The following is a 12,356-nucleotide window of genomic DNA, read 5'->3' on the forward strand; positions in this document are numbered from 1 at the left end:
CTTGCTCTTTCAAAGAAGTTTCTTTAAACTCTCTCTTAGAAAGCCCAAAGAAAGTAGAGGAGCTTTTAGAATGATAAGACTTAATAGTATCTTTAACCCCTGCTTGGAGGATATTAGCTCCCTCTAAAGTAATAGAGGGCGTAGCCTTTAAATCCACCCCATAAAGGATTAAATCCTCTTTAGCCCTTAAAGCAATATTAGCCCCCTCTAAGGTATTCTTACTATAAGTGCTCTTTTCATAAAAACTTATTTCTTGTGTGCTTTTAAAGGCTCCTTTATGCTTTGTTTTAATCTCTAAACTCTCTATATTCCTACCTGGTAGTAAATAAAGATTCTTAGATTCTAAGATTAAATCCCCTTGAGCGGAGAAACTAGAGCCTATACTCTTTATATCTCCTTGAGAGAATATAACCATATCCTTAGCTTCTAAAGAATTTCCACTATGATTACTAACTACACTTAAAAAGCTATTATCTCCTGCTCCTCTTTGGATAGACCTAGAGCTATTATCCCCTAAAAGAGAAATATCCTCTGCTGCAATAAAAAGTGAATCTCTAGCCTTAAACAAAGAAGCCCTAGAGCTAAAATCTTGAGCTTTAATAAAGATATTCTTACCCTCCATAGAAGCTCTATCTTTTAAGAAAGTGTTTTGATAAAAGGTATCGGCATTATCTTTATAAAGATTACCCTTTAAGAATTTACTTTGGTTAAGGAAGTCTTGAGTGCTAATATTAAGATTCTCTCCTGCTTTTAACGATCCTCCTAGATTTTTAAAACTTAAAGCATTCACTAAAAGATTATCTTTAGCTTCAATCTTTGCTTCATTAAAGTTAGATTCTTGGATAAAGCCTTGTAAGGAAGCAAAGAGATTGTAAGCTTTAATTGTTCCTTGATTATTAAGGGTATTAGCTTGTAAGGTTAAATCCCCTTGAACCTCTATGCTAGAAGCAGTTGTTAAAGCATTGGAAGTATTAAAAGAATCTTTAGCTAAATAAAGCTTAGGCACTAAAACTTCTTGTATTTCCCCATCTGGAGTTTGTATGCTTTGGTATTCATACCATAGAATATCTTTATCTAAAGCCTCTCTTTGCTCTTGAGTTAAAGGAATCCCTGCTATTAAACCTAAACGACTTTGTTCTAAAAGAGCATTTTCTAAAAGACTTTGTTTTAAAGAGTTAAAATTTATATTCCCTAGATATTGCTTAGGACTTTGATTAAGAATACTTTGAGTAATAAGAATCTTTTCAAAAGCATTATCCCCTAAAAATCTCCTCTTTGGATTAAAACCTAGTTTATTTAAGAAATAATCACTAGAGAGTAGCATAGAAGTATCTGTATAGAGTGGATTAGATTCTATAGGGGCTTTTAGGGTAGTAGAAGCTAAAGCTTCAGAAGAAGTCTTAATCCCTACATTATTAACATTAGGAGTAACATTAGTATCATTATAAAACTCTGCAATAGTAGGATTAAGTGTTAAAAGGGGTGAATCTTTATTAGTATTTAAAGTAAAAAGTGAGTTATTTAAAGCAGAGAGATTAAGGCTATAAGTAGCAGGAGTAGGGGTTGCTTTTCTACCCTTAGAAAATAAAGCATTATTTGGAGCAGGGATTAGGAAGTTTAAAAGGGGATTTAGAGCTATGAAGGGCGTAGATTTACTAAATTGAGTATTTTTACGATTTTCTAAAATCTCTCCATTCCCAATCTTCCTAGCTTTAATATTAGCTTTACCCCCTACAAGGATAGAAGTTTGAGAGGCTGAATAAAAGAGTTGATTTGTGCTTCCTTGAGTGCTTGCAGTTGCACTATCCCAACCCCAAGGTCTCAATTTTCCGCGTTTCTTACTATACCTAAAGGGATGATTAAGGGTAAAATCTACCTTAGCATATTGAGGAGTTTTAGCATTGTTTAAAACATTAGTCGTTATTTCTAAATCCTTACCTACTAAAATATCCGCTTCTTGGTTTAAAATCTCTTTAGCTTGTATATTAAGGTTTCCTTTAACCTCTAAAAGAGCTTTGAAACTTGGTGCATTAGAGGTGATGAGTTCAGAGCCTGCAATATATTCTGGGGGGCTATTATCCCAAGTGCCATTTTTGCGTGAAGTCCTTTGAGCATTGAGAGAGGCTCTAGGCTCTATTAAATCTTTTTCTGGAATATCCTCTAAAATAAGGGCACTCTTATCCGCATTTACCCACTTTTGTGAGTAGGTTTTATTCGTAATTCCTTGATTTTTTAAAGTTTGTAGTTTCAAAGAAGCGTTTTGATTAAAAGTTATTTTTCCTGCCTTATTTTCTAAAGTATTAAGGGTCGCATTAAGATTTTCTCCCCTAATCTCTCCTTCATTTTTAAAGCTATGGGCTTGTAAGGATAGAGTGGCATTATTAAAGAGCGTAGCATCTTTAGCATTATTAAGTGTATGGGTGTTTAAGGTAGTATTGCCCCTAAAGCCTAAGAAAGATTGATTAAGAATATTTTGTGCTTGGATAGTAGCATTTCCTCCTGCTAGGATCAGGGTAGGGGTATTAGAAAATAAGGAGGTTGCATAGCTACTTTTATATTCTGGGGCTAGGGTTTTGGTGAGGGTGTAGTTATAAGCCCAAGCATATCTTCTTATTCCCCTTCTTATCCTCCCTAATCTTTCATTGCTTACTTTCCCCTCTTTTAAGGCTTCTTGTTTTATTGTTTCTGGTTTTAAGTCACCATTTAAAGGGATTCTTCTATGCTCTACTACTTCATAATCCCTCCCATAAATCACTTTGAGATTAAGGGGTATAGAAGCTCTTGTGTTTTTTAAGTTTTGGGTAGTGATGTTTAAAGACTTCTTAGCAATAATCTCTGCTTCTTGGTTTAAAATCTCTTTAGCTTTTATGGTGAAATTACCTCCTGCTTTAAGAGAGGCTTTGTGAGTTTTAAGGCTAGAGTTAGGAATTTCTATATTTTTAACATAAGGGCTACTAATCCATTGCCCTTGGGGTTTGCTAAAATGCCTATAAAGATTTTGGAAGTCTTTATCTAAAGTCTTTAAAAAAAGTTCTTTACTCGCAATAGCGGGGGCTTTTTTGGGATTATTCTGCGGATAATACCACCTTGTAGTATAAGAGCTTTGCAGGATACTTCCTTGGTTATTAAGTGTGTTGGTAGAGAGATTAAAGTCTTGGAGAGATTGGATAGAGGCTGAAAGGTTATCAAGCCTATGGGTGTGGATATTTAAAGAATTAGCAAGAATCTCCCCTTGATTATGCAAGGATTGGTTTTTTAATTGCAGATCTCCTAGGCTTAAAAGTCTTGCATTTTTGGCATTATTAAAAGTTTGACTATTAAGAGAAGAAGCCCCCCTTAGGGCTATTAAAGAGCTATTAATAACCTTATTAGCTTGTAAATGCAGGGAGTTTGCAGAAAAGTTTTTAGTATTATGAAAATCCCCTTTAAGGTTTATAAAGACATTAGAAGGGGTATTAAAGGCTTTAGAGAGTGTTAGGTTATTAGCCTCTAGGGATAAAGAATCCTCTACTAAAATCTCTCCATCTTTGAAGTTATAATCTTTAAGCTGCGCCTTAAAAGTATTTGCCCTAATGTTTCCTTGATTGTTTAAACTTTGCGTATTAAGCACTAAATCTTGAACTACAATCCCCCCTGTATTTTCTAAAGCTTGAGTATTAAGACTAAAGGTGTGTCCTTTAATATCCCCACCATTATTAAAGTTATTACTTTGCATATTAAGATTAGAAGCTAGGAGATTCCCATTATTATTTAAAGTTTGGGTTGTAAGGGTAAATGTGTTAGCTTCTAAAGCATTTGTATTATTTAAAGTGTTAGTTTGTATCAAAAGTGTATTGCTTAAAAGTAAGCCATTATTATTTAAGTCTTTTGTAAAAATATCTGCCCTTTCACTCCTTAAGTCTCCATAATTACTAAAATCTTGCGTATTAAGCTGTAAGTCTTGGGTTAAAAGTTTTCCATTATTCTTTAAACTTTGCGTATTAAGCACTAAATCTTGAACTACAATCCCCCCTGTATTTTCTAAAGCTTGAGTATTAAGACTAAAGGTGTGTCCTTTAATATCCCCACCATTATTAAAGTTATTACTTTGCATATTAAGATTAGAGACTCTAAGCTCTCCAGTGTTTTTAAAGGCGTTTGTGAGGGTTGCGAAATCTTTAAAATGCAGTTTTGCGGTGCTTTCTAAAGTAGGGCTTTTGATAGAGAGTTTTTGTGCCTGGGCTTTTGTTGTCAAAGTAATTTTGTCTAAAGACTCTAAAGCAATGTTTTCTTTAGCTAACATTTCTTTGATGATAATCTCTCCTTTAGCATTGATACTTAAAGAATCCGCATTAGCATAAAGTCCGCCTTCAGATTTTACCCCTACTCCCTCTTTGTTAGCAATAATAGTGATTTTCCCAGCATACAAAGAACCAAGGATTCTTGCATCAAAGCCAAAGGAGGGGTTAGAATCTTTAAAACCCTCTATGTTAAAGACTACTTCTTTTCCTCCATATAAGGGTGCGTTTAAATGGGCTACTTGCGTGATGAATTCTGCTTTATTGAGTGTGCTTAAATCTGCCCCTAAGCCATCAATTTCTATTTTAGAATCATAGAGAGGATGTGGGGAGTTTGCTGTGGTGTTTAAAAGGAGATTATGGGTATTAATAAAACCTGCACCATTTAAATAAATCCCATTAGGATTGCTTAAGATTAAATCCGCCTTGCCTCCTGCAATTTCTAAATAACCTAAAAGTGAGCTTTTAGTATTTCCCGAAACTTCAAGCAGAATTTCTTTTGCTAAGGGAGCATTGGGGGCATAATTAGGGTTTGGAGGAATCATTCCTCCAAGCTTAGAGTTAATTAGAGCATTACTATTATTTAAAATAGCCCCTTTTTTATCGACATTAAAATGTTTAAAAACATTATGGGATTGTAAGTTTTTATCAGGAGTGCTTAGATGGATTAAATCCACGCCATTATTTGTCTTATCTAAGGATAAAGAGGGGGATTTTTCTCTATCAACTATTTGGTTGGGGGAGGGTTGTGCGGCATAAGTAGAAGTGATAGGGAGTATAAGGGATAATAAAAGGGATAAAAAAGGTTTAGGCTTAGAGGCTTTAACTAAGGGCTGTATAGGTAGTTTAAGGGTTAAATGTGTTTTTTGGGTTAAAGGTTTTTGAGAGAGCAATAATGGCATTTGGATTTTTAAGGTTTTAGCGGGTGCTATAGCTTGTGTTATTTTTTTAAAAACCTGATAATTGCAAACATTACCCATTATCTCCCCCTTAATTTATTCCTTATATTAAAACTTTCTTTTTTTTAAATTCTTTTATTTTGCCCTTATCCTAAAGTCTATTCTTTTTGAGTATTAATAGCGATTTAGTGTTGATTTGTAGATATATTTATATTGAAAATATTATTAAAATTTTCTTTTTTTGAGAATCTTTTTTATTAAGGATAATGAAGGGAGATTTTTTAAAATGCTTTAGATTCTAAGCATTAGGGCTTTGAAAATATAAGCTATAAAGTTACTAAAAGTTACATATGCTTAAACAATCCCTTTTAAAAATTCCAAGTTATGCTTGTATAAATTTCTTTGCCATTAACTGGGAGTGTTTTAGGGTATTTTAGTGCGTGAGAGAAAGTTAAATCAGCTTCTAGGGATTTATAAGTGATTTTTGCACCCATAGAAATTCCTTGTAATTCTCTCCCATATTCATCTAAGCCATAAGAATTTTTTATGTGCCCTATATCATAGGCTATAAAGGGCTTGATGTTTTTAAGATTAACCCCTAATTCATTCCTTAAATAAAACCCTTTATCCCCCTGCAATCCATTGTTTTTAAATCCTCTAATAGTGGTATCATCACCAATATAGAGCTTTTCATTAGAGTATAAAATATCTTTGGTGGCTTGTCCGCTAAAATCTATTTTGTAGTAATAAGCATTAAAGGGTTTATACCAGCTAAGAGAATAAGAGTATTTTAAAAATTTTGCCTCTGGTGTGTTAGGGGTGCGATACCATTCATTATCTTTATTGGCTTTAAAATGCTTTAAGCCTTGATGTAAGCCCACATTAGCACTGATTAAACCATTAGCCATTCTACCAAGATAAGAAGATTCCATAGAAATTACTGAAAGTCTCCTTGAGCTAAGGGTTAAGCGATGATTGTCAATTAAGTTGTCTATTTTCTTTAAGGCAAGATTGATTTTAAAATGAAGTTTTGAGTTGCTATTGCGGTAGAGAACTTTTGAGAGATTGAAGTTTTGGGTCGTGGAACTTCCTTGTGCGGTATAGATTCTATTGAGGGCATAAATATCTTGTTTATAATGCGAACTCTCATAGCTATAACCTACATTATAATATGCAAAAGGAAAGCCAAAGGATAGCAGATAGTTTTTAGCATTATTTTTTCTTTTTTTGGGATTTAGACGCTGTTGGTAGTAGAAAAAAAGGCTTTCATTAAATCCTAAGAAATCTTTTGAATTTAAGGAGATTTTAGCCCTTGCTTTGCCAGTGCTGCTTTGTCCTAGATTGTTATAATTAAGTTTGCCCCCTAAGTCTAGTTTTTTAGGAGTTTCTACATTAACTATGCTATATCCTAGTTTGGAGGAGGGATTAATAGAAATATTAGCTAAATTAGAGAGATTATCAACAGCTTGGTCAATATCGCGGATATTAAAATGCTGATTTTTTCGCTTGGGAAAGGTAAGGGTGGATTTTAGTAAGTTTTCTTGATGATTAAAAAGGTATTTATCAATCTTGCCCTCTAATATTCTAAGGATAAGTTTTGCATTAGGGGAATTAGCTTGACTTAAATCAACTTTTATCCTTGTGCTAATATAGCCTTTATTAAGATAGAGATTTTCTAAGTGATTAATGGCTTTTTGCAAGGATTGCATATCTTTTAGCAGTTTATGTGTATTTCTCCATTTTTCTAGCACTTTAGGGGGTAAAATGGTATTGCCAATAATTGCTATTTCTTTTATGGGATAGGCAAATTCTTGATTTTCTAAAGGAACTTTAGGGGAGGCTTTAGGCATAGGGATAAAGGACTCTTCAAGCTTTTGGAGCTTTTCTTGCTCTATTCTCCTATTTTCAATTTGATTAAGACTGCTTAAGTTTGCCTCTAAGGCACTAACCCCTAGCCCAAAGAATAAATATAAAAGCTTTGGGGTATTAGAAACTAGAGATAAAAAACAAAATTTTGCAATAGGGGATTTGGTAAAAAGTTTCATTAATATTCCTTTGTTATATCTTTAAAGAATGTATAATTTAGTGCATATTCTTTATTTTAGTGTTTTGAAAGTTTAGTATTTGTAATTTTCTTATTGTAAATTTGCTTAAAATTTATTAAAAATTATCTAATGCAATATGAGCTTGAATCAATCAGCCTTTACATTATTTGCAAATTTCTTGTAAGACTAAATTGTAAATCTAAAATAAGGGATTTGTGGAGATACCATTATCAAGAGCATATAGAAGTTATTATAAGGGTAAAGAATAAGAAATAGATTTGACTTTTGCAATAAAAGTTAGTATAATCCCACTCTTTGATTATTGGGGTATCGCCAAGTGGTAAGGCAGCTGGTTTTGGTCCAGCCATTCCGAGGTTCGAATCCTTGTACCCCAGCCATTTTCATTGTATTTTTTATAAATTTAGCTTTTAACGCGGGGTAGAGCAGCCCGGTAGCTCGTTGGGCTCATAACCCAAAGGTCGGTGGTTCAAATCCATCCCCCGCTACCAAATTCGCATTTCTCTCAACCTTTATTGACTATTAACTCCACAAGCTTACAGATAAACTCTATTGTATTTTTACACAAGCATTTATTAAGAATTTAAAATAAATTTAATCAAACTTACATTGAATTTATTCTATAATCAACTGATATTTTTTAATAAAATTTTAAATTAACAAGGTTGATGAATGACTCAAGAAGAATTAGACGCATTATTAAATGATGGCACTTCAGAGCAACAAACTCAAGAAGATATTCAACCAGATACAGAGGAACTACCACAAAAAGATCAGATGCCAAGTAAGTTTAGGATAGAGCAAGATACGCTTTGGCCACCCCCTCCGCCTAATGCAGAACATAAAGTTATTCATCAACTTGATGATGTAACACAAGATTCAGAAGCAAAAGCCTCACAAACCTTTGATAAATTAGAGGTGATAAATAATGCAGGAGGGGTTATTGAAGAATCCTTAAGTGAGTTTGAAAAATTTATCAATTCCCAAGAAGAAATGCTCCAAAAACTCCATAAAAAGTTTCCCGATTTTCATACTTTCTCACAAAAACTAGAGGAAATTCAACATATAAAAGAAGTATTAAAAACTATTACTAATAATATCCAAGATATTAGCAATGCTGCTTTAGAAGCTATGGATATTATGCAATACCAAGATATTCACCGCCAAAAAATTGAACGCGTTATTAATGTAATGCGTTCTCTTGCTAAATATATGAATTCTCTTTTTGAAAGCAAGATTGATGATTCTAAACGCGTTAGCTCTGCTGTGCATATAGAGGGTGATAATACAGAAAATGTCCTCAATGAAGAGGATATTGAAAAACTTGTATCTAGTCTTAGTAATAATCAATGAAACCCCAAAAAAAGCCGGAGATTCTCTCTCCTGCTGGAAATCTTAAGAAACTAAAAATCGCATTAGAATATGGAGCTGATGCTGTATATGGAGGTGTAAGCCATTTTTCATTACGCAATCGCTCTGGCAAGGAATTTACTTTTGAATCCTTTCGTGAGGGTGTAAAATATACCCACAATAAAGGCAAAAAAATCTATGTAACTATTAATGGTTTTCCCTTTAATTCCCAATTAAAATTGCTCCAATCCCATATTGAAAAAATGGCGGATTTAAACCCTGATGCTTTTATTGTCGCTACACCTGGAGTGATAAAACTTACCCAAAAGATCGCCCCCCATATCCCTATTCATCTCTCCACACAAGCAAATGTCTTAAACATTTTAGACGCCGAAGTTTTCTATGAAATGGGTGTAAGACGCATAATTGCCGCTCGTGAGATAAGTTTAAAAGACGCTATAAGCATTAAAGAGGCATTGCCTAATTTAGAATTAGAGATTTTTATACACGGGAGTATGTGCTTTGCCTTTTCTGGTCGTTGCCTTATCTCTGCTTTACAAAGTGGTAGAGTCCCAAATCGTGGTAGTTGTGCGAATGACTGCCGATTTGATTATGAATATTATGTGAGGAATCCCGACAATGGTGTTATGATGCGATTAGTAGAAGAAGAGGGTGTTGGCACACATATTTTTAACGCTAAAGATTTGAAGCTTTTAGAGCATATTCCGATGATTTTAGAAAGTAATGCCATTGATTCTCTTAAAATTGAAGGACGCACGAAGTCTAGCTATTATGCAGGAATTACCGCTTATGCTTATAAAATGGCAGTAAGGGATTTTTATAAGGGGAGTTTTAGGCAAGAGATTTATGAGCAAGAGTTAGACACCTTAAAGAATAGGGGTTTTAGTGATGGTTACCTTATCCATCGCCCCTATGAAAAACTCAATACGCAAAATCATCAAACCGCCATTAGTGAGGGGAGTTACCAAGTCAATGCCGAAGTAAGCGAAGATGGGAAATTTGCCTTATGTAAATTTACCATACGCCCTAAAGAGGCTAAAGAAATTATTAGCCCCCATAGTCCCTCTATTAGAGATTGTGAGAATGAATTAGGAAGGATTTTTACCAAAGATGGCAAAAAATTCCTACAATTTCATAAAATACTCTTAGAAAATGGCAAAGAGCTAGAGGCTATCCATAGCGGGAATGAGAATCGTATTTTGCTCCCCGCACCGCTCCCACCTTTTAGTTTCTTGCGTCAAAAGATAGAATAATATTGTTGTAAAGATACGAGTTAGGAAGCTTACTTTATAAACTTAAGGAGTAAATATGCGTAGTGATATTATCAAAAAAGGTTACCAAAGAACCCCCCATAGGAGTTTATTAAGAGCTACAGGACTTCAAGATTCAGATTTTGATAAACCTTTCATCGGTGTAGCCAATAGTTATATTGATATTATTCCCGGACATTTTTTCTTAAACCATTATGCCCAAATTATTAAAGAGGAGATTAGAAAAGTCGGTGGTGTGCCTTTTGAATTTAACACAATCGGCGTGGATGATGGTATTGCTATGGGGCATAGCGGTATGCTCTATTCCCTGCCAAGTAGGGAGCTTATCGCAGATTCTATAGAAACCGTGATGAACGCCCACGCACTTGATGCGATGATTTGTATCCCAAATTGTGATAAAATCGTCCCGGGTATGCTTATGGGGGCTTTGCGTGTAAATGTGCCAACCATCTTTGTAAGTGGGGGACCAATGCTTGCGGGCAAACTTGAAGATGGCACAATTTTAGATTTAAACTCTGCCTTTGAAGCAGTAGGGGCATTTGCTAATGGCAAGATTGACGAAAAAAGACTTTATGAAATAGAATGCAAAGCTTGTCCAAGTGGTGGGAGCTGTAGTGGGATGTTTACAGCTAATTCTATGAATACCCTTTGTGAAGCAATGGGTGTAGCATTAGAGGGTAATGGGACAATCCCTGCATTAACCAAGGAGCGAGAGGAACTTTTACGCAAAGCCGCGCGTAGAATCGTAGAAATCGCACTAGATTCTACTTTAAGTGAGAAATTTAAATTCCGCAATATTTTAAATGCTAAGGCAGTGCATAATGCCTTTGTGGTAGATATGGCAATGGGGGGTAGCACCAATACGATTTTGCATATGTTAGCTATTGCTAAAGAAGCAGAGATAGATTTTGGACTACAATCCATTAACCAAATTGCCCAAAATGTCGCACATATTGCCAAAATCGCACCCGCATTAAGCACAATTCATATGGAGGATATTAATAAGGCGGGGGGAGTAAATGCAGTAATGAATGAAATTGCTAAAAGAAATGTAAATCTTACGCAAGATACTAGAATTTCAGAATCTCAAGATTTTAAAAACACAATTTCACACACGATGCCAAAAGATTCTATTTTGTTCTTAGACGCCCTCACTATCACCGGTGAGACTTTAGGCGAGAGGATAAAAAACGCAAAAATCACAGATTCTAATATCATTCGCCATAATCAAAACGCGTATTCACCAGTTGGGGGGCTAAAAATCCTCTATGGAAATCTAGCCCTTGAAGGTGCAGTGCTAAAGGTCGCCGCTATGGCAGAGAGTATGAAAGAGTTTCAAGGTATAGCGGTGTGTTTTAACTCTCAAGAAGAAGCGATTAAGGGTATCGCAGGAGGTAAGGTAAAAGCAGGGAATGTTGTAGTGATACGTTATGAGGGACCAAAAGGGGGACCTGGAATGCAAGAAATGTTAAGTCCTACAAGCCTTATTATGGGGATGGGATTAGGGGAATCTGTGGCACTCATCACCGATGGACGATTTAGTGGGGCAACCCGTGGTGGTTGTATAGGACACATTAGCCCAGAGGCTGCAGAGGGGGGATTAATAGCATTAGTAGAAGATGGGGATAAAATCGCTATTTCAGTAAGCAAAGGAAGCTTAGAATTACTTGTAGATTCTCAAACTTTAAAATCCCGTAAAAACAAATGGAATCCCATAAAAAAAGAGATAAAAAGCAAATGGCTAAAAAGATACGCTTTACTTGTAAGCAACGCTGCAAATGGTGCAGTATTAAAAACAGAAATTCTTTAATGCTTATTAGCTGTTTAACCATATTTTTAGAATAATTTAGCTATAAATTCCCTAATAGCTACATAAATAACTACATACAAAAAAAGAGGTTGCAATATTATGCAAAATATTCTATTAAATAACAAGCATTATACCCTGCGGGGGGGGGGGCAATAATATTCCTCTAAGAAGCCAAGTCTTACATTCTAAAACAAATTCTAAAGTCAATGCTAAAACTGCAAATACTATAACTTTACAATCTCATACAAAAGATTCTACTTTAAAATCTAAAAGTAATCCTAAAGCTTTAGATTCTCAAAGTTTTTATTCTAAGACTTCTAAAGTTTTAAATCCTAAACTCTTAGATTCTAATCTTAATACAAAAGCTATGAATCCTAATGCTTTAGATTCTCAAAGTTTAATTCCTCAATTATTTAATCCTAAGTTTTTAGATTCTAATTCTAATCTTAAACCTCTATACTCTAGGATTAATGTTAAAACATATTCTAATTTGTTAAATCCTAAAGTTTATAAAGATAATCCTAAAGCTTTAGATTCTCAAAGTTTAATTCCTCAATTATTTAATCCTAAGTTTTTAGATTCTAATCTTAAGAATCCTAAATTCCTCAATTATTCTTTAGTATCAAGCTCTACTTTATTCTTAAGTTTAAGTCTAATAACTGCTT

General features: G+C 34.4%; 6 protein-coding genes and 2 tRNA genes. 6 read left to right on the forward strand and 2 right to left on the reverse strand.

Annotated elements, in window-relative coordinates; translation table 11 throughout:
- Nucleotides 1–5,257, reverse strand: a 5,257-nt coding sequence (locus tag LS72_RS09620) for a filamentous hemagglutinin N-terminal domain-containing protein (RefSeq protein ID WP_138155298.1), incomplete at its 3' end; no start/stop codon positions are given.
- A gap of 287 nt (nucleotides 5,258–5,544) precedes the next feature.
- The gene (locus LS72_RS09625; protein WP_052087365.1) at nucleotides 5,545–7,221 is read right to left on the reverse strand and encodes a ShlB/FhaC/HecB family hemolysin secretion/activation protein; all 1,677 of its coding nucleotides are present in this window, start codon (nucleotides 7,219–7,221) and stop codon (nucleotides 5,545–5,547) included.
- 323 nt (nucleotides 7,222–7,544) lie between these two features.
- Between LS72_RS09625 and LS72_RS09630 the strand changes: the two genes are divergently transcribed.
- The 6 genes from LS72_RS09630 to LS72_RS09655 all read left to right on the forward strand — a co-directional run.
- Nucleotides 7,545–7,619 (forward strand) — tRNA-Gln (locus LS72_RS09630).
- A 34-nt stretch (nucleotides 7,620–7,653) separates the two neighbouring features.
- Nucleotides 7,654–7,730, forward strand: a tRNA-Met gene (locus LS72_RS09635).
- A 181-nt stretch (nucleotides 7,731–7,911) separates the two neighbouring features.
- Nucleotides 7,912–8,592, forward strand: coding sequence for a hypothetical protein (locus LS72_RS09640; RefSeq protein WP_034554928.1), 681 nt, complete (start codon nucleotides 7,912–7,914; stop codon nucleotides 8,590–8,592).
- Nucleotides 8,589–9,863: a peptidase U32 family protein gene (locus tag LS72_RS09645; RefSeq protein ID WP_138155299.1), complete on the forward strand. Its 1,275-nt coding sequence runs from the start codon at nucleotides 8,589–8,591 to the stop codon at nucleotides 9,861–9,863. Before LS72_RS09640 ends, LS72_RS09645 begins: the two co-directional genes overlap by 4 nt.
- A gap of 55 nt (nucleotides 9,864–9,918) precedes the next feature.
- Nucleotides 9,919–11,691, forward strand: coding sequence for a dihydroxy-acid dehydratase (gene ilvD, locus LS72_RS09650; RefSeq protein WP_034555333.1), 1,773 nt, complete (start codon nucleotides 9,919–9,921; stop codon nucleotides 11,689–11,691).
- Between the two features lie 367 nt (nucleotides 11,692–12,058).
- The coding region (locus tag LS72_RS09655; RefSeq protein ID WP_138155300.1) for a hypothetical protein at nucleotides 12,059–12,356 on the forward strand (298 nt) is incomplete at its 3' end.

The sequence above is a fragment of the Helicobacter apodemus genome, assembly GCF_000765745.2.
In the GTDB taxonomy this organism is placed as follows: Bacteria; Campylobacterota; Campylobacteria; order Campylobacterales; family Helicobacteraceae; genus Helicobacter_D; species Helicobacter_D apodemus.